Raw genomic sequence first — 20,229 nt, forward strand, 5'->3', positions numbered from 1 at the left:
AGTAGCTTATAAATCTAGAAGAACATTGATAATTTAAGAATAATTTAAAACAAAAAAAAGCGTTCGAATAACGAACGCTTTTTTATATAAGGTTTTGAAAATCTAATTATATAGCAGTTACAATTGCTAAAAAGTCATCTGCTTTTAAAGCCGCACCTCCAATTAGACCACCGTCTACGTCTGGTTTAGAGAATATTTCTTTAGCGTTGTCTGGTTTTACAGAACCACCGTATAAAATAGAAACTTCGTCAGCGATGTCAGCTCCAAAAGCTTTGCGGATAGTTTCTCTGATAAATTCGTGCATTTCCTGAGCTTGTTCTGGCGAAGCAGTTTCTCCAGTTCCAATAGCCCAAACTGGCTCATACGCTAAAACAACTTTAGACCAAGATTCTTTTGCAATATGGAAAATACCATCACGTAATTGATTTTCAACAATGTTGAAGTGATTTCCAGACTGACGGTCTTTTAATTCTTCTCCAAAACAGAAAATAACAGTCATGTCATGTTTCAAAGCTGTGTCAACTTTGTTTGCGATTAATGCATCAGTTTCGTGGAAAATAGCTCTGCGCTCTGAGTGACCTAGAATTACTGTATTAACACCAATACTTGTTAGCATATCTGCAGAAATTTCTCCTGTAAAAGCACCGCCTTCAGCTTGGTGAACGTTTTGAGCAGAAACTCCAATAGTTGTATTTTTTACTTTTGCAGCGGCTGCTTGTAAATTTACAAATGTAGGTGCTACAATAACTTGTGCAGTTGTTTGTGCTGGTATTTTAGTGATTAATTCGCTTAATAATTCTTCAGTCTGTGCTGCGTTTTTATGCATTTTCCAGTTTCCTGCAACAATCTTTTTTCTCATTTTGGTAGTTTTTATTATTCTTTTAATTTTTTGTTTTTGCGGTAATTTGTTAAGCTTCTTTTAAGCTTTTCAAAGCTTCATTGATTTTATCAAAATCAGTTTCGATAGCACGGTAAAGAACGATTTTTCCAGTTTTGTCAATGATGATATATCTTGGAATCCAGTCTAAGTCAATTGCTTTTCCAAAAAGTCCTTTCATGCCGTCATTCATCATATAATGATCACCTTTTAATTCGTGTTTTTCGATTCCGGCTTTCCATTTATCAGCTGTTTTATCAGCGGAAATGAATAGATAAGAAACATCAGGATTATTAGCTTGAAGTTCTTTTACTTTTGGCATTGCTTTTACGCAATCACCGCACCATGAAGCCCAAACTTCGATAACCAAAGTTTTTCCTTTATATTTTTTTAATATGCTTTTGAATGCAACTTGACTATCGTCTGTTGCTAATAATTTTTCAGATAAAGCTTCTTTTGAAAATTCTTTTTTCTGTGCCTGAGAACATGAAAATGTAATAAATGCAATAACTACTAGGGCTAACTGTTTCATATTATATTTAAATTATTTTTTTAAGTACTGAATTCACAAAGTTAAACAAACAAATTGAATGCCAAATGGAGATTAACAAAATTTGAAGAGTAGTTTGTTTTGTAACAATTCGTTAAATTTTGGTTACGAAAAACAGAATGAAATCGTAATAGTTAGGTTGAAAAATCTAATTTTAAAGAGTTTTTTTTAGAATTGATTTTTTATTAAGACAAAAAAAGGAGTTTTTTTATTTTTAAAGGTACCTTTAACGTTAAAAAAATATCTTATGTTTTACTTTTTTTAAAAGAATAGATGGGTATTTTACTATTTTGTATCGATTAGAATTTTATAAATTCCAGTAGTTTTATCGAACTGAAAATCTGCATTCTTGATTTCAATAGAATTGTATTTTGTATAAGAACATTTTTTATTTATTCTTTCCGCATCAACTTTTAGTTCAAAAATGCTTTTGCCTTGAAAAAAAGCAATAACATAATTTATCTTTTCTGTTTGCCATCCTATATCACGAATTGAAACATAATAGGAGTTTCCGTTTATTATGTTTACAGTTCTTATAATATTTGCCGTATTTAAATCAGTTACTATAATAGCAGTTTTAGGATCATATTTTCCGTTTGATAATAAATCTTCGCCTGTGTTTTTATCTATAAACTGAAAAACAAATTCATTTGGTGGTGTTGTACAATCTATATTTTCTCCAGCGCACCCTGAAATGGTTATACAAAAGAAAATAAATGATAATTTGATTAATACTTTCATGGATATAGTTTCGTTTTTGGTATATTAAATTTAAGAATATTATTTATTTTAACAAATTCAGTTTTTTGAGAATAATTTTAAAATGCTAATTCAAATCATAATTTCCATTGGCCCATTTTTTACATGGAGCAATCCATAAGTCTAAAGCTTTATAAAGGAAACCGTGCTTTAGATTTGTATTCAATTCGATCTCTTTGAAGTGATTTATTTTAAGTTTCGAAGTTTCTTTTCGTTTAATTGCTGAAACACCATAGATATCTGATTTTTCGTAAATGGTGAGAATGTTTCCACAGAAATTGATTTCTGGAGCTTGCTCAATATCAACATCTCTAAAACAGCCGATAAAAACAAAATTTACATCAGGATTGGCTAAATAAGTAGAAGCATATTGTGCAATATAACCGCCTTTTGAAGTTCCGATGATGGTAATTTTATTGGCAGAAACGCCTTTTTTTAATAATGCTTTTATTTGTTTGACAATTTTTTTTGCATACTCTGCTGCATTAGTGTTTTTACTCCTGATTTCACTGTAAACAATGAAATTATCTTTTCTAAATGAAGCCAAAATTTCATTATACTCTGCTTTTCCATATTCAGGATGTGCCACACTTAAATCATTTTGCTCCACAAATGCGTTATGCAGAAAAAAGATATATTTCTGATCTTTATCGCCTTGAGCAGAAGCAAGAACACTGAAAAATATTATAAGCAAGTAGGCAGAAAAGAACTTTGGTAATTGTTTCATCGATAAGGTTTATTTCGGATAATTTTCAAACCAAATATAATTAAACAATAATGAAGATTAAAAATTTTCTTATAAAAAAACGCCAATAATCTAAAAATAGAATATTAGCGTTTTTTTGAATTGTATGTTATTTAAAGACGATAAGCAACATCAGATAATTTCAAATCATCAACATCGTTGTAATCCACTTTTTGAACAATAGTTCCTTTGTATATAACTACAATGTTAGGGTTTGATCTTTCAACTGTTTTTAAAGATGTTGCGTCGCAAAAATTGAAAATAAGGTTCTTTTTTCTTTTTTAGAAAATGATTATACGCCATTAAAAAAAATGGGAATGTTACAAAAGTTAACCAGATTATAAATTGTCTGGGAACGATTTCATAATAATAATTTAAAAAGAAAATAGTACTAACAAAAAGAATACAGAACTTAGAGTCTGATTTGCTTACTTGTGTATCTGAATATCTATCGATGTGTTCATTTTTAAGGTCACTTATTGCGTCAGAATATTTTGTAAAGAAGAATATTTTCCAACTTAGCAGAAAACCAATAAGCATCATAAAATTCTGAATCATGTAAATACTTGAAACACCTAAAAGAAAATATTGAATTGCAATGTATGTTGCTTGTATTAATTCATTAGTACTTACAAAGCTTCCATATTTAAAAATTCCAGATAAGTTATCGATAGCAAAAAACATTATAATTATCGAACTCCAGATGCTTAGGATTAGTTTTTTAGTATCAGATAAATAAGCTTTACTAAAAGCATTATAAAAAGAAAATAAGGAAAGTAAAATTACAATAATCATGAATGTTCGTAAGATGAAATTATCAAATCTTACCAAACCATTATCTATAACCCAATAAATCATCGATATCGAAAGTATTAAGGTTATACCTTCTGTCAATTGAGGAGCAATTCTTCTCTTATTAAATAGTAGTGAATAAGTAACATATAAAATAAAGAAAACAATAGGCCAAGCTAAAATACTTAGATTTAAAATTTGCATGAAATCAAATTTTGAATTAGGCGAGATGTGATATAAATAGAGACCTAAAGAAAAAGTAGAAATAAGAGAAATAATCGCTATTACAAAAGCTGTTGTCCATGTTTTTGTAATTCTTTTACTTTCAAAAATAATACCTGAGATTAAAGCCAGGATATGAAGAGGAATCAAATGTACACCATCAGTTTCGTAAAAATTAGAATCACAGATGGCATAAAGAATTAAAAATATTATAAATAAAAAAAGATAAAGATTTTGTGAAAACTTGGTAATCAATTCATTTTTTAGTTTTGCAAACATATTTCTTATTGGTTAATTGTTTATTCAAAAAAACGCCAATACATCTAAAAAAGAATATTGGCGTTTAGTAAAATTATTGTTTATGATTTTAAATACCGTAAGCTACATCAGACAATTTTAAATCATCAACATCGTTATAATGCACTTTTTGAACAATAGTTCCTTTATGTATCACAACAATGCTCGGGTTTGCTCTTTCAACGGTTTTTAAAGCTGTTGCATCGCAGAAATAAAAGTCAACATTTAAACCATATTGCTTTTTTGCCTTTGCAATTTCATCCGCTCCAGAAGCTGTCATCGCGATAACTTTGTATCCTTTTGCTTTGGCATCAGCTTCCACTTTTGCTAATTTTTTCATTCCTTCAGGATTAGACAAAGCCAAATCGTAAGTTACAAAAACCAGCAATTTTGGCTCTTGCAATAATTCTGCTTTATAATCAGAATCGTCTTTTGTCATCGTGAAATCATGAATTGGCGGTACATAACCTTCTGTAATCACTTTGTCTTTTCTGTCAACAAAAGTGGCGCCTTCAGGAATATTCGCTAAATCTTTTTCAGTAAATTCTTTGTCAACTCCGTTTACTTTGTAAATGAAAATCATTTCAACTACAGATTTTGGAGCACCTTCTGGAATTTCCATTCCTTTTTCGATATTAGTTCCCACTTTATACGGACGGAAATCTTTTATCGGATTATGATTTAAAACCCAAACTGCCATAAACACACAAAGAACGATGCTGATTAAAGTAAGGATGTTTGTAACCATTTTTGAAAATAATGGTTTAACTAATTTTTTATTAATGAATAAAATCAGAATAAAGAAAAGTAAAATAATATCTTTTGTGAAAGATTGCCAAGGAGTTAAATGTAAAGCATCACCAAAGCATCCACAATCTTTTACTACGTCAAAATAAGCAGAGTAGAAGGTAAGGAACGTGAAGAAAACAATTAATAATAATAACGCCCAAATGGTCAATTTTGATTTATAGCCAACTAATAACATGACACCTAAAACTACTTCTAAAATCACTAAAAAGATTGCTAAACCTAAAGCCAATGGCTCTAAAAATGGCATATTGAAAACGGGTTCGCTGAAATATTCAGCCAGTTTATAAGAGAAACCAACAGGATCATTTAGTTTGATTAATCCGGAAATGATAAATAATACACCGACAAATAATCGGGAGAATTGAGTAATGATGTTTTTCATAACAAATATTTAAATATTCAAATTCCAAATTCCAAGTTTAGCATTGGAATTTGGAATTTAAGATTTGGAATTTTATTTAGTAATAGGGTTTAAAATCAGAGCAAAAACAGCATAATTAATCATATCCTGATAATTTGCGTCGATGCCTTCAGAAACTAAAGTTGCACCTTTATTGTCTTCGATTTGCTTAACACGCAACAATTTTTGAAGAATAAGATCAGTCAAAGAACTCACACGCATATCACGCCACGCTTCTCCGTAATCATGATTTTTAGCTTCCATTAAATCTTTGGTCAATTTAACTTTGGCATCGTATAATTCGGTTGCTTTTTCAACATCCAAATCAGGCTGATCAACAACGCCTAATTCCAGCTGAATTAAAGCCATGATAGAATAATTGATGATTCCGATGAATTCTCCTTTTTCGTCTTCATCAACTTTACGGACATCATTTTCCTGTAAACTTCTGATTCTTTGTGCTTTTATGAAAATTTGATCGGTCAATGACGGCAGTCTTAAAATTCGCCATGCACTGCCGTAATCTTTCATTTTATTGATAAATAAGGTTCGGCAAACCGTAATTACATTATCAAATTCAAGGGAAGTATTCTTCATTTATTGCTGTATATTTGCTTAAATTTTTCCAAAAATAAGGATTAAATTAAAGAGTTTCAAGTTTAAGGTTTTCTTTGTTTCAAGTTTTTTCTAAACAAAGTGTTAATGACAACAGCTTGAAAATATAAAAGTTTCAAGTTTCAGGTTTCAAGTTCCAGAACTATCGCAATCTAGGTCATAACTTGAAACCTGAAACCTGAAACAAAAATAACAAAACAGATGACAATTAACTGCAAAGGCAAGCTTATAGATTTATCAATTCCCAAAGTAATGGGAATTTTGAACATTACACCAAATTCTTTCTTTGACGGAGGAAAATATAAAAACGAAGACGAAATTATTTCGCAAGTCGATAAAATGCTTTCTGAAGGCGCAACATTTATCGATATTGGTGCATATTCAAGCAAACCAAGCGCTGAATTTGTTACCGAACAAGAGGAAATCGACCGAATTGTTCCTGTAATCGAATTGATTTTAAAGCATTTTCCAGAAACATTATTGTCAATTGACACTTTCAGGGCCGAAGTTGCAAAAGCAAGCATAGAAAGCGGCGCTACAATCATCAACGATATTGCAGCAGGAGAACTTGACGATAAAATGTTTGAGGTAATTGCAAAATATAATGTTCCGTATATCATGATGCACATGCGTGGCAATCCGCAGACGATGCAGAGTTTGACGCAGTATGATGATATTGTAAAAGAAATACTTTTTTATTTTTCTGAAAAAGTAAAAAAGGCGAGAAGTTTAGGAATCAACGACTTGATTCTAGATCCAGGTTTCGGTTTTGCTAAAACTACTGATCAGAATTATGAAGTGATGCAAAAAATGGAACTTTTTAATCTATTAGAATTGCCGGTTTTAGCAGGAATTTCCAGAAAATCGATGATTTATAAAGCACTTAATATTACACCACAAGAAGCTTTAAACGGAACAACATTTTTGAATACAATTGCTTTAACAAAAGGAGCTAAAATTTTACGTGTTCATGATGTGAAGGAAGCGGTGGAATGTGTGGCGTTGTTTAATAAATTGAATTAATTAGAATCTACTTTATTATTGATAAGTTTATGGAAAAACCAAGGATTATAAATACTTTAAATATACTCCAAAAAATAGAAATGGTCGTAAACGCTAATGTTTTATTCTATTTTAGCGATATTCCTAATTGGAGTCAAAATGAATTTTTATATGGAGTTGGTGAGCCTGTGGATTATTATGAAGTTGTAGAAATAAATTTCAATCTAGATTATTCTGAAAGAGTTGATTTATATTGGAAAATTCATAGGTATATAGGTGAAAAATCTTTTCTAACTGTGGAGAACAATAGTGTGAATTTCTGGAAAGGAGAAATAACAGAATATGAAGAAGAATGGGGGTGTTTTGATGATATTGATCACGAAATTTTAATTTTGAACTTTTCAAAGTATAATGTACCAAAAAATGTTCAAGATTGGAAAAATGATTATATGAAATTAGAAAAAAGATATTTTTCAATATTAAACGAAAAAATCTAGAGCTATTTTTTTAAAATTAAGATTAAGACTAAAAAAGTTGCTAATTAAATTGTTATGAAATACATTATCTTATTATTGATTTGTCTTTTATTCTCCTGCGGAGAAAAAAAAGACGTTTTGCTTCCAAAATCAAGCGTCACAATTGTAAAAGATGTACAAGATCACTCTCCAATTTATATCTTTTTTAAAACTGAAGGAAAAGACACAATTGCCGATGTAAACAGAAAAAACAGCATTATCTCAACGAATTGGATTTTCAATATTGACAAACGTTTGCCTTTAAAATTGGTAATTCCGGAAGTAATGAAATTACAGGAAAAAAAACGTGGTGACAGCGCTCATAAAAATGAAAAAGCTGAAAATTATTATTCCTACGCAGATTCAATTGGGAAGAATTTAGCCTTTTTGCCTTTCACGAAAGTGTATTACAATATGGAATTTGCTAAAAATAGTAGCGAGCTGTATTTAAAAAAGAATGGAATAATTCAGTACACGACAAAAAAAGACTATTATTTTCCTAAAAATGAGCTTCCCGTATTTTTGGACAGTTTAATGAAATATTCTAAATTCAAGATTGTTTTTTCATTCGAAAAAAACATGTCATACGGCGAATACATTCAATATAAGATTTTTTTGGAAAAATTAAATTTGAAACAAAAACAGTTTATTAATAAAGAAGAAGAATTCGTTTTCTAACTGAACACTAAAAACTGCGACTGAATACTAATTTTACTGATGATGATAAGGTTCATTTCGTAAAATGGTAAATCCGCGGTACAATTGTTCAATAAAAAATAGTCGAACCATTTGATGGGAAAACGTCATCAGCGAAAGCGAAATTTTTCCCTGCGCTTTGCTGTAAACCGTATCTGAAAACCCATAAGGACCGCCAATTACAAAAACAAGAGTTTTGATTCCCGAATTCATTTTCTTTTGCAATTCTTCAGAGAAACCAACGCTGGAGAAGTTTTTCCCATTTTCATCCAATAAAATCAATTGATCGGTTGGTGAAAGTTTCGACAGAATCAATTCGCCTTCTTTTTCTTTTTGCTGGCTTTCAGATAAGTTTTTTACGTTTTTGATATCCGGAATAATCTCCAAATCAAATTTGATGTAAAATGACAAACGTTTGGTATAATCGTCAATCAAAGTCTGAAGCGATTTATTATCTGTTTTGCCAATGGCGATAAGTTTGATGTTCATGTCTATTTTTTATTTTCAAAAACCGTTTCAAAATGTTCTACAATTGGAAACGGTTCGTAATAATGATGCAAAATCTTTTTCCACTCCAAATACGCTTCAGAAGTTCTGAAACCTATTGTATGATCTTCCAATGTATTCCAATCAACCAACAAAAGATATTTGTTTTCGACTTCAAGGCATTTCTCTAAACGATGCCCTAAATAACCTTCAATCGAAGAAATGTACTGACTTGCTTTTGCAAAATCATCTTCAAATTTTGAAGCTAATTCCGGTTTTATAAAAAGATAAACGGCTTCTAGAATCATTTTAAACTCAATTTTATTTGCTTGATCTGCTAAATCTGCGGGAAAAATTATACTCTCGCAGATTTAGCGGATTTGGCTGATTTTTATTTTTATTAATTTTTGGAGAGCTTCGCTTCAAAAGTTTTAAAACGATTATCAAGATCTTTAATCAATTGTTTTTTAACCGATTCATCCTGAATAAAACTATAATTGATGCTGTTATAAACATATTTTTTTATTGTTGCATAGGAAACATCCTGATATCTTTTGGCTAATAAAACATATTGTTCTGTCATATTGCTTCTTAAAATTCCGGCGTCGTCTGTGCTGATTACAATTGGCACATTAAATTCTTTGTACAGCGTAAACGGATGTTTGTTTTCTTTTACTTTCAAAATAAACTCATTACTCGCTAAATTGATTTCGATCGGAATATTGTTTTTTGACATGTATTTCAATAAATCATATGAATTTGCTTCGTAAGCAATGTCAACTCCGTGACCAATTCTGTTAGCGCCTGCAACATAAATCGCGTCGTTAATATGCCACGTTAAATCTTCCGGCTGAACCAAACCTAAAGTCAATTCGCCTGCATGAAGCGTGTATTTTACATCAGGAAATTTATCGTGACAGTATTTAAACATCACCATATGCAACCAATAATCTTTCATCGAATTTTCGCCATGTTCTGGAGAAACGATATTGACACCCGCAGTCAATTTGCTTTCGTTTGAAGAAATAAAAGCAATAACCAGATTTTTAAACAAATCTACCGGTTCCATAAAACGAAGCACAAAATTTTGATAACGCATGGTGAATTTTTCGTCGTCAATTTTTAAGTCTTTATGAAGTTTTGCTAAGAAATTAGTATTGAAATCCTCGGCATATTTTTTAGCCTCTTTTTTCTGAAGCGATTTATACAATTCGTCTAAAAGTTTCAAAACTGTTTTTTCATCTTTTTGAACAGAAGCCTGACGCAATTTCGAATTGAAATCAGTCAAATCAGAAACATTCATGTCACACGGAATTGTAGATAATTGTGTTTCAATATAACTTACGTTTTCGGCAATCGCACGTTTTTTTAATTCGAGCATTCCTTCTGCAAAATGACCTTGAATAGTCGGTTCGAATTTCATAAACGAATCAAAAAACTGATCGTCAGACGGAACTGAACCGTTATAATCTTTGATCGACCAAGTCTGCATAATTTGTTGTTGGTAATACTCTAATTTTCCTTTTTCTTTAAGAGAGGAGAAGCTTTCCCAATTTCCTTTTTCAGGTTTTGTTTTCGAAACTGCCAAAGTTTCTAAATTCAGATAAAAGTCTTCTGAAATCGCTCTTTCTAATAGTGGTTCTGCGTAAATTGATCCTGAAAAATGGTGGTGTAAATCGCCTCCTTTTGGCATTTGTTGAAAAAAAGCGGTTAAGAGCGCTTCATTATTTCTGATTTTTTCTAAATAACTTTCAGCCGATTGAGAAAAGCCGATTTGTGCTATAAAAATACAGAAAAACGTAATTATCCTTGTCATACTCTAAGTTTAAATTACATGCAAATGTAAGGCTTTTCGAGGAGATTTGAAAATTGAATTTCTTTGCGTTGATTTTAACCGCAAAGAACGCAAGGTTTTATTATCTGCTAGACTTAATAAAAAACGCAAAGTTCGCAAAGCTTTGTCTAAAAAACTTTGCGAACTTTGTGTAATCCTTTGTGTGCTTTGCGGTTAAAAAAACCTTAGAATCTTAGCAACTCAGAACCTTAGTATCTTTAAGAAAAAAGTACATCATGAATGTCTTCAACTTTATCAAAAACGCTTTTTGCAAAAGGACAAAGCGGAATAATTTTTAAGTTGTTTGCTCTCGCATATTCAACGGCTGCCATAACCAATTTTTTTCCGACACCTTTTCCGTTAAATTCTTCGTTGACTTCTGTATGGTCTATGATGAATTTTGAATCTCCGGCCCAGGTGTAAGTCATTTTTCCAGCTTGTTTTCCGTCTTCTACAGCTTCAAAATATCCTCTTCTTGTATCGTTTATTTGTTGAATTTCCATGTTAATTATATTAGTGTCGTTTTAATTTCTATTGAATGCATTAATGTTTTATGAATTGGACAGCTGTTGGCAATGGTTTCCAATCTTTGTTTTTGCGTTTCGTCTACTTCTCCGATTACTTCAATTCTTCTGGTAAATGAGGTACAATTTCGTTCTGAATCTCTTTCAAAATCAATTTTGATATTGATTTCTTCGACGTTCCATTGCTTGCGATTAATGTACATTCTTAAAGTAATTAATGTGCAAGATGCTAATGATGAAGCCAAAAGTTCTGTCGGATTAAGCCCTAAATTTTTTCCTCCAATTTCTTGAGGTTCATCAGAAATCAAAACATTTCCGCTTGCTGATGTGATTTCCGTACGATACAAACGTGTATCTATTTTTGCTGAAATTGTTTGCATGAGTTATTTGATTCTAGGTTCTGGTAATGGCACAAATTCGGTTTCGCCTGGAACTTTCGGGAAAGTCTGTGCTGTCCAGTCTGTTTTGGCTTTTTCGATTAGATTTTTATCTGAAGAAACAAAATTCCAAAAGATAAAATGTTCTTCAGGAAACGGCTGTCCTCCGAAGATATAAACCGTTGAGTTTTCAGAAATTTCAAATTCACAAAGCGTACTGTCGTTTGTAATTAAAATCTGTTTCGGATCGTAAACGTGTTCACCGCTTTTAATACTTCCTTCCAAAATATACAAACCGCTTTCGCCGAATAAATCCTTACCAATATTAATTTTCTTCGCTTCCTCGCTTTTAATTTCAATAAAATAAAGCGGACTGTAAACAGGAACCGGCGATTTTTTTCCAAAAGCTTCTCCTGCAATTAATTTGTATGAAACGCCGTCTTCTTCCCAAGCCGGAATATCATCAGCTTCAACATGCGTAAAATTCGGATCCATTTGCTCCAATTCTTTTGGTAGTGCCACCCAAATCTGTAACCCGTGAAGCATTTTGTCTGAACGTCTTAAATATTCAGGCGTTCTTTCAGAATGCACAATTCCTTTTCCGGCCGTCATCCAGTTTACGGCGCCCGGTTTTATTTCTAATTCTGTTCCCAAACTATCGCGGTGCATAATGCTTCCTTCAAACAAAAAAGTCAATGTTGAAAGTCCAATATGCGGATGTGACGGAACATCCATATTTTCATGGTCACTTAAATGCGCAGGTCCCATATGATCGATAAATACAAAGGGTCCAACGGCTCTTTTTTCACGGAAAGGCAATAAACGTCCAACCATAAAATTGCCAATATTGGCAGCACGTTCTTCGATAATTAAACTGATATTTGACATGTGGTATTTTGATTTGATTTGAAAACAAAATTACAGTGGTGATAGAAATCTGTAACTTAATTTAGATTAAGAAAAATTGTTTTTGGTAATATCTATAAAAGTAAGGAAAATGTCGAATAATTCAAATGCTTCTTTTTTATCCAATTCTATTTGTCATTCCGAGGAACGAGGAATCTCTGCAAGTAACTCCGCAATCTAAAGTATCAATCTTTGTCGAGCTTCTCGCGGAGATTCCTCGTTCCTCGGAATGACAAAAAAATACGAGAATTTATTTCATTTAATCAATCAATTCAAATTCCAAAACCTCACTTTCAGTTCCATTAATAATAATCGACAATTGATGAATTCCCGTATGGAAAACTCTCGTTGTAATTAACTTAAAAGATTGATTTCTGTCTACTTTAATCAATTGGTTCGGTTGATAAATTTTCTCACTGATTTTAAAGACTTTTTTCGCCAAATGTCCTTTTGCTTTTTTGTAATGAACGGCATATTCTAAACGAATCGTTTTAGCTGCTGAATTTTTATTATTTAAATGAAATTGAAACTGCAAATAATCGCCAATTTTTACAGTTGGTGTTTTGATTTCAAATGACGAAAGTTCAATATTGGTACTTTCTAAGCCATAATGACTCAGAATTTCTGGATGACCTTGTTTTAATAAAGTTCTGCACCCGTGTTTTATAATTCCATCTGTTTCTTTGCTGTGACCTTTCCATCTATTGGCAATTTCTAATACAATCTGCGGATTATCTTTTACAATATCATTTAAGTTATTGGCAACACTTCTACGGACATATTCTGATGGATCGTTTTTTAAATTCTCCAAAATAGGAAGAATAGAAGTAGGGTCTTTTTTAAGAAACGGAATCGCCATTGCCCACGGTAATCTTGGGCGTGAACCCTCACTGGACAATCTTCTAACATGATGATTTTCGTGCAGAGACCATTTGGTCATTTCATCAATCATTTGTTCTTTATACTTTAAAATAAAAGGACGAACGGCAAATTCACAGCTTATAAATTGTGTGATGGAAACAAAGGCTTTCGCCGAAGTTTTAAAATCGTCTAAACCGTACATTTCAATATAATCAGCAAAAAAGATGAAAGCCAGATTGCTGTCTGCAAAATTGTTTTTCTTCAAATTTTTAATGATCTTATCAATTAGAGAAACGGCTTCAGGGAAATTTTGAGGCATAAATTGATGAAAAACTACTGTGGTGTGTTTCATTCTTTCTTTCCATTCTTTTTGCGCAAAATCGCCTTCGTAAATGGCTTCGATAAATTTTTGTTTGTTGAATGTTGGATGTACTTCGGCGACAGCCTGACTAAATTTTTCGTAAAAAGAAACCGAATAAATATCTTTAATTAATCCCATGATTTTGTTTGAATGAACCTCAAAGATATTTAATTGAACGCTTATTAAGGGAGTAAGTTTTGTTAAGAATTGTAACTTTTTTTTCTAAATATCTTAATGGTTAAAAAAGAAAACTTTAATGTTTTGAAAAATTTTTCATGTTAAGTAAACTTTCAAATCCATAAAATATATCCTAATTTAGCATATTATTAAAAACAGAAAAATGATAAGCGAAGCGCAATTTCAGGCAGAATTACAACTTTTGATAAGCAATGCCATAAGAGAAGATGTTGGCCCGGGCGATTACAGTTCGTTGGCTTGTATTCCTGATACAGCACATGGCCAGGCCAAATTATTAGTAAAAGATCAGGGAATTATTGCTGGTGTTGCCTTGGCGAAAATGATTTTCGAATTTGTTGACCCAAAGCTAAAAATAAAGACTTTTATCGAAGACGGAACACATGTAGAATATGGCGATATCGTTTTTGAGGTTTCCGGAAGTTCACAGTCTATTTTAAAAGCCGAAAGAGTAGTTTTGAATACCATGCAGCGTATGTCAGCCATTGCTACAAAAACTCATCACTTGATGCAGCTTTTAGAAGGAACAGGTGCTAAAATATTAGATACACGTAAAACAACGCCAAATTTCAGAGCAGCTGAAAAATGGGCAGTAAAAATTGGCGGAGGCGAAAATCATCGTTATGCTTTGTACGATATGATTATGCTGAAAGATAATCATATTGATTTTGCTGGCGGAATTACACTTGCGATAAAGAAAACCAAAGAGTATTTAAAAGCCAATAATTTAGATTTAAAGATTATTGTTGAAGCAAGAAACCTTGATGAAATTCGCGAAATATTATTAAGCGATGGCGTTCACAGAATTTTGATCGATAACTTTAATTATGAAGATACTAAAAAGGCTGTGGATTTAATTGGTAAAAAATGTCAGACCGAATCTTCAGGAAATATCAACGAAAAAACGATTCACGGGTATGGACTTTGCGGTGTAAATTATATATCGTCCGGAGCTTTAACGCATTCTGTTTATAACATGGATTTGAGTTTGAAAGCTTTTTAATAATTATAAAATATTAATTATCAATTGTTAGCATTGAAATTCTAAGAAGTCTAATGATCTAAAAGGTCTAAAATCTAAAAATATATGTCGCAAGAGATAGAAGCTCGGATTGAGAAATTGCCTGTAGTGCGCACTTTAGCCCGACTTTTAAAGAAAATAAAATTGCCTTGGCTGGAAGGTTTTTCGTTGTATGATTTGATCGAAATGTACGTTATCGGTATTATTGACGGTGCATTCTCCTATCATGCAAGCGCTGTTTCTTTTAGTTTTTTTATGGCTTTATTTCCCTTTGCCTTATTTATTTTAAACTTAATTCCGTTTATCCCAATCGATAATTTTCAGGAAGATTTTCTTCAGTTTGTGCAGCAGGGAGTTCCTCCAAATACGTACGATGCCATCAGTAAAATTATCAGCGATATTTTGAATAATAGTCATTCGGGATTATTGTCAACTGGTTTTTTTCTGTCCATATTTTTAATGGCAAATGGAATCAACGGAATTTTGAGTGGTTTCGAATCTTCAAAACATGTTTTTGACAAGCGTGGGTTTTTACATCAATATTTGGTGGCGCTGGCAATCTCACTTGTAATGACTATAATATTGTTTGTAACGGTGGCAACCATTGTCGTTTTTGAGGTATTTATTCAAAAAACAATCATTCAGGATGTGTTGAGTGATCGTATTCCACTGATTATTTTAGGCCGATATTTGTTTGTTCTTTTAATGATTTTGATAACATCCTCAATATTATTGCGTTATGGAACTAAACAGTACAATAAAGTGCCTTTTATAAGCATCGGTTCTGTTTTTACGACGGTATTAATTGTTATATCTTCGTTCTTTTTTGGGATTTGGGTTATAAAATTCTCAAAATATAACGAACTTTATGGTTCTATTGGCACATTATTAATTCTAATGTTTTACATTTGGATTAACTGTATGATTCTGCTTTTAGGGTTCGAATTGAATGCTACTATCAGAAAATTAAAACAAAAAAAAATAAAATAATATGAAAAATTGGATGTTAGCGATTGGTGTTTTCTTCTTAGCAATCAGTATGCAAGGGCAAAGCGTAATTGGAAAATGGAAAACGATTGATGATGAAACAGGTGAAGCAAAATCTGTTGTTGAAGTTTACGAGAAATCAGGAAAAATATACGGTAAAATAGTAGAAATACTTCGTGAAAATCATAAAAAAGATGTTTGTTCTAAATGTGATGGTGCAGAAAAAAACAAACCAATTTTAGGAATGGTGATTATAAATGGTCTTAAAAAAGAGGGAAGCGAATATAACGACGGAACTATTTTAGATCCTACAAACGGTAAAAAATACAAGTGTTATATTACTTTAGAATCTGCTGATAAATTAAAGCTTCGCGGTTATGTTGGAATTTCTTTAATGGGAAGAACACAATACTGGACACGAGTGAAATAATTAATTAAAATACTAAATGCGAAAATTAACTTCGATAATTTTATTCTTAGTTTTAACTTCAAATAGTTTTGGACAATCTAAGAATTCGCCATTACAAATAAGTCATCTTACAGGTGACTTTTATGTTTATAAAACGTTTCATGATTATAATGGAACGATGATTTCTGCCAATGCTATGTATCTTGTTACAGATAAAGGTGTTGTTCTGTTTGATGCTCCTTGGGATCAAACACAATTTCAGCCTTTGTTAGATACTATAAAAGCAAGGCATCATAAAGACGTTATCATGCTTTTTGCTACACATTCGCATGATGATCGTGCAGGGGGATTTGATTTTTATAGAAAAAAAGGAATCAAAACCTATTCGATTAAATTGACTGATGATATTCTTAAAAAAGAAAAGAAACCGAGAGCCGAATTCATAATTCCGAGTGATAAAACATTTACTGTGGGTCAGCATACTTTTGAGGTTTATTATCCTGGAAAAGGACATGCACCAGATAATATTGTAGTTTGGTTTGACAAAGAAAAAGTGCTGTATGGAGCTTGTTTTATAAAAAGTGCCGATGCTCAAGATCTTGGTTATTTAGGTGATGCTGATGTAAAAGAATGGAAAACATCTATTAAAAAAGTGCAAACGAAATTTAAAAGTCCAAAGTATATTATTCCAGGTCACGAAGATTGGAAAAATATCGAATCTTTAAATCATACACAGAAATTGGTTGATGAGTATTTGGCTCAAAAATCTTTAGGAAAAAAATAATTTTCCAATTTTTACTTAAAATTATCGCATGTTTTTTATCGAAGTTATTTTACCGCTTTCCTTAGCAAAAACTTTTACTTATCGTATTTCTGAGGCCGAATATCATTTCATTAAAAAAGGAATGCGCGTGGCGGTGCCTTTTGGTAAAAATAAAATATACACGGCGCTAGTTTTGGATATTCATGAAAATGCACCAACATTATATGATGCCAAAGAAATCCATCAAATTCTCGATGAAAAACCAATTGCAACCGAAATTCAGATAAAGCATTGGCTCTGGGTTGCCAATTATTATATGTGTGGTATTGGCGATGTATATCGCGGCGCTTTTCCAAGCGGATTATTGCTGGAAAGTGAAACAATTGTGTCACATAAACCCGAGGTAATTGTAAATGATTCTGAACTTTCAGATGATGAATTTTTAGTTTATGAAGCTTTACAGCATCAGAGTTCGTTAAAGGTTCAGGAAATTGCTTCGATTTTAAACAAGAAAAATATACTTCCGGTTCTTCAAAAATTAATAAGCAAAGACATTATTGTTTTAGAAGAAGAAATAAAAGAAAGCTACAAGCCAAAATTGGTTCGGTATGTAAAACTGCATTCAAAATATGAATCGGACAATGGTTTGACTGAATTGCTTGATGCATTGAAAAGCGCCAATAAGCAAAAAGAAGTTGTTCTAACTTATTTTCAGCTGAATGCTTCAGAAAAAAAGCCAATTACAGTAAAAAAACTTACTGAGACTTCTAATGTAACCGCAGCTGTTGTAAAGGCATTGGTAGAAAAAGAAATTTTCGAAGAATATTATTTACAGCACGATAGAGTTTCATTTAATGGAGAAAAATCAGAAAAAGAACTTCAGCTAAGCGAAGCTCAGGAAAATGCTTTTCTTGCAATAAAAGAAAGTTTTTCTGAGAAAGAAGTTTGCCTTCTTCATGGCGTTACTTCAAGCGGGAAAACAGAAATCTACATCAAATTAATTGAAGAATATTTGCAGACAGGAAGACAGGTTTTGTATTTGCTTCCTGAAATTGCACTGACAACGCAGTTGGTTTCGCGTTTGCGTCTTCATTTTGGAGATAAAGTAGCTGTTTTTCATTCAAAATACAGCAATAACGAAAGAGTTGAGGTTTGGAAACAAACGCTTGAAAATTCAGAAAAAGCACAAATTGTAATAGGAGCGAGGTCGGCTTTGTTTTTGCCTTTTAATGATTTAGGATTGTTGATTGTGGATGAAGAACATGAACAGACTTTTAAGCAAACGGATCCTGCGCCAAGATATCACGCGAGAGACAGTGCTATAGTTTTGGCTAATTTTCATAATGCCAAAGTTTTATTAGGATCAGCAACGCCAAGTATTGAAACTTATTTTAATTCACAGACCGATAAATACGGTTTGGTAACGCTTACAGAACGATATAAAAATGTTCGTATGCCTGAAGTTGTTTTGGTTGATTTGAAAGACAAACATTTCAGAAAAAGAATGACGGGGCATTTTAGTGATCTTTTAATAGAGGAAATTGCCGAAGCTTTGTCTTTGGGTGAACAGATAATTTTGTTTCAAAACAGAAGAGGATATTCTCCTATAATAGAATGTTTGACTTGTGGACACGTACCTCATTGCCAGCAATGCGATGTGAGTTTGACTTTTCATAAATTTAAAAATCAATTGCGTTGCCATTATTGTGGTTATTCGATTGCAAAACCAACGAATTGTCATAGTTGTTCGAGTATTGATTTGACAACAAAAGGTTTTGGAACAGAGCAAATAGAGCAGGAGCTGGTTTCTCTTTTCCCAAAAGCGAAAACAGCGCGAATGGATCAGGATACGACACGCGGAAAATTTGGTTTTGAAAAAATTATCGATACATTCAAAAATAGAGAAATTGATATTTTAGTCGGAACACAAATGCTGGCTAAAGGTTTAGATTTTGATAATGTAAGTTTGGTTGGGATTATGAATGCGGATAATATGCTTCATCATCCTGACTTTAGAGCTTTTGAACGCAGTTTTCAAATGATGACGCAGGTTGCAGGAAGGGCAGGAAGATCTGAAAAACAAGGAAAAGTTGTCATTCAGACTTATAATCCAAATCATAATACAATTCAGCAGGTTACAAATCATAATTATATGGGTATGTATAAAGAGCAATTATACGACCGTCAAATCTATAAATATCCGCCGTATTTCAGGATTATCAAGCTTACCATAAAACATAAGGATTTTGATAAGCTGAAAGAAGGTTCGATGTGGCTGTATCAGGTTTTGAGCCAAAACTTGAATATGCCTGTTTTAGGTCCGGAAGAACCAGCTATAAGCAGAATCAGAAATGAATACATCAGAACTATATTAATTAAGATTCCACAAAACTTGCATTTAGGAAACACAAAAAAAACTATTCAGAAAATGCTGAATAGTTTTGAAGCTGTTGCTCAGTACAGAGCTATAAAAGTTGTCGTGAATGTAGATTTCTATTAAGACGAAGTTGATAATGCTTTAACTAGGTCTTCTTTTTTGTTTCGGCTTAAAGGAATTTTTGTAATTCCAATTTCAGCAAATTTGCTGTTAAAGCGTTCTACCTTATCAATATTAATGATGTAAGATTTATGCACTCGAATAAATTTATCCTTTGATAGATCATTTTCAAAGGATTTCATTGTTGAAAGAACCAAATTGCTGTCATCTTCTGTAACCACTCTGACATAATCTCCAAATGCTTCGATCCATTTGATTTTAGCGGTAAAGATTTTTAGTTTTTTAAGATTACTTTTAATGAATATATGTTCGCCTTCTTCTTCTTTAACTTCTTTTTTGAGCAAGTGCATATCGATCGCCCTTTTGACAGAAGCATTGAATCGATCGACTGCAATTGGTTTCTGCAGATAATCGGTGGCATCATAGTCAAAAGCTTTTAAGGCATACTCTGCTTTAGAAGTAATAAATATAATCTGCGGTTTTGATTTTAGTCCGTCAAGGAAGTCAAAACCGTTAATAACAGGCATTTCAATATCTAGAAATATTAAATCGATATTATTTAAAGAGATACAGCTTTTTGCTTCTATTGCATTAGAAAAATCCCCGATTAAGTGCAAACCTGGGTGATTATTAACTAATTTTGCAATAATGGTCCTCTGTATAGAACTATCATCTACAACAACACAGTTTAGTTTCATAACATTTAAATTTAGAATAAATTCAGGATA

23 protein-coding genes are annotated in these 20,229 nt (G+C 32.0%); 8 read left to right on the forward strand and 15 right to left on the reverse strand.

Annotated features, from left to right (window positions below; all coding sequences use genetic code 11):
• Positions 1 to 106: 106 nt before the first annotated feature.
• The 7 genes from tpiA to GKZ88_RS03050 all read right to left on the reverse strand — a co-directional run bounded on the left by tpiA (position 107) and on the right by GKZ88_RS03050 (position 6,049).
• Positions 107 to 859 carry a triose-phosphate isomerase gene (tpiA, locus tag GKZ88_RS03020; protein WP_155100918.1) on the reverse strand — a complete coding sequence of 251 codons (753 nt, stop codon included), beginning with the start codon at positions 857 to 859 and terminating at the stop codon, positions 107 to 109.
• Between the two features lie 49 nt (positions 860 to 908).
• Positions 909 to 1,409, reverse strand: a complete 501-nt coding sequence (locus GKZ88_RS03025) for a TlpA disulfide reductase family protein (protein ID WP_155100919.1) — start codon at positions 1,407 to 1,409, stop codon at positions 909 to 911.
• Between the two features lie 303 nt (positions 1,410 to 1,712).
• Positions 1,713 to 2,168 carry a hypothetical protein gene (locus tag GKZ88_RS03030; RefSeq protein WP_155100920.1) on the reverse strand — a complete coding sequence of 152 codons (456 nt, stop codon included), beginning with the start codon at positions 2,166 to 2,168 and terminating at the stop codon, positions 1,713 to 1,715.
• A gap of 85 nt (positions 2,169 to 2,253) precedes the next feature.
• A complete protein-coding gene (locus tag GKZ88_RS03035) occupies positions 2,254 to 2,913 on the reverse strand; it encodes an Mbeg1-like protein (RefSeq protein WP_155100921.1) in 660 nt (219 codons plus the stop codon).
• A 240-nt stretch (positions 2,914 to 3,153) separates the two neighbouring features.
• Complete coding sequence (locus tag GKZ88_RS03040; protein WP_155100922.1) at positions 3,154 to 4,224, reverse strand: hypothetical protein; 1,071 nt, start codon at positions 4,222 to 4,224, stop codon at positions 3,154 to 3,156.
• An 88-nt stretch (positions 4,225 to 4,312) separates the two neighbouring features.
• Positions 4,313 to 5,434: a BT_3928 family protein gene (locus tag GKZ88_RS03045; RefSeq protein ID WP_155100923.1), complete on the reverse strand. Its 1,122-nt coding sequence runs from the start codon at positions 5,432 to 5,434 to the stop codon at positions 4,313 to 4,315.
• Positions 5,435 to 5,506: 72 nt separating this feature from the next.
• Positions 5,507 to 6,049 carry a DUF1599 domain-containing protein gene (locus tag GKZ88_RS03050; RefSeq protein ID WP_155100924.1) on the reverse strand — a complete coding sequence of 181 codons (543 nt, stop codon included), beginning with the start codon at positions 6,047 to 6,049 and terminating at the stop codon, positions 5,507 to 5,509.
• A gap of 219 nt (positions 6,050 to 6,268) precedes the next feature.
• Here GKZ88_RS03050 and folP point away from each other — a divergent pair, with 219 nt between their 5' ends.
• The 3 genes from folP to GKZ88_RS03065 are packed head-to-tail and all read left to right on the forward strand — an operon-like array spanning position 6,269 to position 8,262.
• The gene (gene folP, locus GKZ88_RS03055; RefSeq protein WP_155100925.1) at positions 6,269 to 7,090 is read left to right on the forward strand and encodes a dihydropteroate synthase; all 822 of its coding nucleotides are present in this window, start codon (positions 6,269 to 6,271) and stop codon (positions 7,088 to 7,090) included.
• A gap of 29 nt (positions 7,091 to 7,119) precedes the next feature.
• Entirely contained in the window at positions 7,120 to 7,566 is a 447-nt protein-coding gene (locus GKZ88_RS03060; RefSeq protein WP_155100926.1) for a hypothetical protein, read from the forward strand.
• A gap of 54 nt (positions 7,567 to 7,620) precedes the next feature.
• Positions 7,621 to 8,262, forward strand: a complete 642-nt coding sequence (locus tag GKZ88_RS03065) for a hypothetical protein (protein ID WP_155100927.1) — start codon at positions 7,621 to 7,623, stop codon at positions 8,260 to 8,262.
• A gap of 33 nt (positions 8,263 to 8,295) precedes the next feature.
• On the opposite strand, the gene rlmH is transcribed toward GKZ88_RS03065, so the two are convergent.
• The 7 genes from rlmH to GKZ88_RS03100 all read right to left on the reverse strand — a co-directional run bounded on the left by rlmH (position 8,296) and on the right by GKZ88_RS03100 (position 13,767).
• Entirely contained in the window at positions 8,296 to 8,769 is a 474-nt protein-coding gene (gene rlmH / locus GKZ88_RS03070; RefSeq protein WP_026982293.1) for a 23S rRNA (pseudouridine(1915)-N(3))-methyltransferase RlmH, read from the reverse strand.
• 2 nt (positions 8,770 to 8,771) lie between these two features.
• Complete coding sequence (locus GKZ88_RS03075) at positions 8,772 to 9,074, reverse strand: antibiotic biosynthesis monooxygenase (RefSeq protein ID WP_155100928.1); 303 nt, start codon at positions 9,072 to 9,074, stop codon at positions 8,772 to 8,774.
• 92 nt (positions 9,075 to 9,166) lie between these two features.
• The gene (locus GKZ88_RS03080; RefSeq protein WP_155100929.1) at positions 9,167 to 10,582 is read right to left on the reverse strand and encodes an adenosine deaminase; all 1,416 of its coding nucleotides are present in this window, start codon (positions 10,580 to 10,582) and stop codon (positions 9,167 to 9,169) included.
• Positions 10,583 to 10,818: 236 nt separating this feature from the next.
• Entirely contained in the window at positions 10,819 to 11,103 is a 285-nt protein-coding gene (locus GKZ88_RS03085; RefSeq protein ID WP_155100930.1) for a GNAT family N-acetyltransferase, read from the reverse strand.
• A 5-nt stretch (positions 11,104 to 11,108) separates the two neighbouring features.
• Complete coding sequence (locus GKZ88_RS03090; RefSeq protein WP_155100931.1) at positions 11,109 to 11,504, reverse strand: OsmC family protein; 396 nt, start codon at positions 11,502 to 11,504, stop codon at positions 11,109 to 11,111.
• A 3-nt stretch (positions 11,505 to 11,507) separates the two neighbouring features.
• Positions 11,508 to 12,389, reverse strand: a complete 882-nt coding sequence (locus GKZ88_RS03095; RefSeq protein ID WP_155100932.1) for a pirin family protein — start codon at positions 12,387 to 12,389, stop codon at positions 11,508 to 11,510.
• A 277-nt stretch (positions 12,390 to 12,666) separates the two neighbouring features.
• Positions 12,667 to 13,767, reverse strand: a complete 1,101-nt coding sequence (locus tag GKZ88_RS03100; RefSeq protein WP_155100933.1) for a DNA alkylation repair protein — start codon at positions 13,765 to 13,767, stop codon at positions 12,667 to 12,669.
• 202 nt (positions 13,768 to 13,969) lie between these two features.
• On the opposite strand from GKZ88_RS03100, the gene nadC reads away from it, so the two are divergent.
• From nadC to priA, 5 genes are all read left to right on the forward strand, one after another.
• Positions 13,970 to 14,827: a carboxylating nicotinate-nucleotide diphosphorylase gene (nadC, locus tag GKZ88_RS03105; protein WP_155100934.1), complete on the forward strand. Its 858-nt coding sequence runs from the start codon at positions 13,970 to 13,972 to the stop codon at positions 14,825 to 14,827.
• 84 nt (positions 14,828 to 14,911) lie between these two features.
• Entirely contained in the window at positions 14,912 to 15,835 is a 924-nt protein-coding gene (locus GKZ88_RS03110; RefSeq protein WP_155100935.1) for a YihY/virulence factor BrkB family protein, read from the forward strand.
• A gap of 1 nt (position 15,836) precedes the next feature.
• Positions 15,837 to 16,262 carry a DUF2147 domain-containing protein gene (locus GKZ88_RS03115; RefSeq protein WP_155100936.1) on the forward strand — a complete coding sequence of 142 codons (426 nt, stop codon included), beginning with the start codon at positions 15,837 to 15,839 and terminating at the stop codon, positions 16,260 to 16,262.
• Between the two features lie 16 nt (positions 16,263 to 16,278).
• Positions 16,279 to 17,025, forward strand: a complete 747-nt coding sequence (gene bla-B1-FLAV / locus GKZ88_RS03120; RefSeq protein ID WP_155100937.1) for a subclass B1 metallo-beta-lactamase — start codon at positions 16,279 to 16,281, stop codon at positions 17,023 to 17,025.
• A 28-nt stretch (positions 17,026 to 17,053) separates the two neighbouring features.
• Positions 17,054 to 19,504, forward strand: a complete 2,451-nt coding sequence (gene priA / locus GKZ88_RS03125; RefSeq protein ID WP_155100938.1) for a primosomal protein N' — start codon at positions 17,054 to 17,056, stop codon at positions 19,502 to 19,504.
• Here the strand turns inward: priA and GKZ88_RS03130 are convergent.
• Positions 19,501 to 20,199 carry a LytTR family DNA-binding domain-containing protein gene (locus GKZ88_RS03130; RefSeq protein ID WP_026729423.1) on the reverse strand — a complete coding sequence of 233 codons (699 nt, stop codon included), beginning with the start codon at positions 20,197 to 20,199 and terminating at the stop codon, positions 19,501 to 19,503. The genes priA and GKZ88_RS03130 overlap by 4 nt on opposite strands.
• Between the last annotated feature and the right edge of the window lie 30 nt (positions 20,200 to 20,229).

It is taken from the genome of Flavobacterium sp. LC2016-01 (genome assembly GCF_009711135.1).
GTDB lineage: Bacteria > Bacteroidota > Bacteroidia > Flavobacteriales > Flavobacteriaceae > Flavobacterium.

Bases quoted from the DNA above. Each gene is read 5' to 3' on its own strand.
- bla-B1-FLAV (WP_155100937.1), top strand. From the start codon at position 16,279: ATGCGAAAATTAACTTCGATAATTTTATTCTTAGTTTTAACTTCAAAT.
- GKZ88_RS03100 (WP_155100933.1), bottom strand. From the start codon at position 13,767: ATGGGATTAATTAAAGATATTTATTCGGTTTCTTTTTACGAAAAATTT.
- GKZ88_RS03030 (WP_155100920.1), bottom strand. From the start codon at position 2,168: ATGAAAGTATTAATCAAATTATCATTTATTTTCTTTTGTATAACCATT.
- GKZ88_RS03085 (WP_155100930.1), bottom strand. From the start codon at position 11,103: ATGGAAATTCAACAAATAAACGATACAAGAAGAGGATATTTTGAAGCT.
- GKZ88_RS03050 (WP_155100924.1), bottom strand. From the start codon at position 6,049: ATGAAGAATACTTCCCTTGAATTTGATAATGTAATTACGGTTTGCCGA.
- GKZ88_RS03025 (WP_155100919.1), bottom strand. From the start codon at position 1,409: ATGAAACAGTTAGCCCTAGTAGTTATTGCATTTATTACATTTTCATGT.
- GKZ88_RS03095 (WP_155100932.1), bottom strand. From the start codon at position 12,389: ATGTCAAATATCAGTTTAATTATCGAAGAACGTGCTGCCAATATTGGC.
- tpiA (WP_155100918.1), bottom strand. From the start codon at position 859: ATGAGAAAAAAGATTGTTGCAGGAAACTGGAAAATGCATAAAAACGCA.
- GKZ88_RS03130 (WP_026729423.1), bottom strand. From the start codon at position 20,199: ATGAAACTAAACTGTGTTGTTGTAGATGATAGTTCTATACAGAGGACC.
- GKZ88_RS03090 (WP_155100931.1), bottom strand. From the start codon at position 11,504: ATGCAAACAATTTCAGCAAAAATAGATACACGTTTGTATCGTACGGAA.
- priA (WP_155100938.1), top strand. From the start codon at position 17,054: ATGTTTTTTATCGAAGTTATTTTACCGCTTTCCTTAGCAAAAACTTTT.
- folP (WP_155100925.1), top strand. From the start codon at position 6,269: ATGACAATTAACTGCAAAGGCAAGCTTATAGATTTATCAATTCCCAAA.
- GKZ88_RS03060 (WP_155100926.1), top strand. From the start codon at position 7,120: ATGGAAAAACCAAGGATTATAAATACTTTAAATATACTCCAAAAAATA.
- GKZ88_RS03035 (WP_155100921.1), bottom strand. From the start codon at position 2,913: ATGAAACAATTACCAAAGTTCTTTTCTGCCTACTTGCTTATAATATTT.
- GKZ88_RS03080 (WP_155100929.1), bottom strand. From the start codon at position 10,582: ATGACAAGGATAATTACGTTTTTCTGTATTTTTATAGCACAAATCGGC.
- GKZ88_RS03075 (WP_155100928.1), bottom strand. From the start codon at position 9,074: ATGATTCTAGAAGCCGTTTATCTTTTTATAAAACCGGAATTAGCTTCA.
- rlmH (WP_026982293.1), bottom strand. From the start codon at position 8,769: ATGAACATCAAACTTATCGCCATTGGCAAAACAGATAATAAATCGCTT.
- GKZ88_RS03040 (WP_155100922.1), bottom strand. From the start codon at position 4,224: ATGTTTGCAAAACTAAAAAATGAATTGATTACCAAGTTTTCACAAAAT.
- GKZ88_RS03115 (WP_155100936.1), top strand. From the start codon at position 15,837: ATGAAAAATTGGATGTTAGCGATTGGTGTTTTCTTCTTAGCAATCAGT.
- GKZ88_RS03110 (WP_155100935.1), top strand. From the start codon at position 14,912: ATGTCGCAAGAGATAGAAGCTCGGATTGAGAAATTGCCTGTAGTGCGC.
- nadC (WP_155100934.1), top strand. From the start codon at position 13,970: ATGATAAGCGAAGCGCAATTTCAGGCAGAATTACAACTTTTGATAAGC.
- GKZ88_RS03065 (WP_155100927.1), top strand. From the start codon at position 7,621: ATGAAATACATTATCTTATTATTGATTTGTCTTTTATTCTCCTGCGGA.
- GKZ88_RS03045 (WP_155100923.1), bottom strand. From the start codon at position 5,434: ATGAAAAACATCATTACTCAATTCTCCCGATTATTTGTCGGTGTATTA.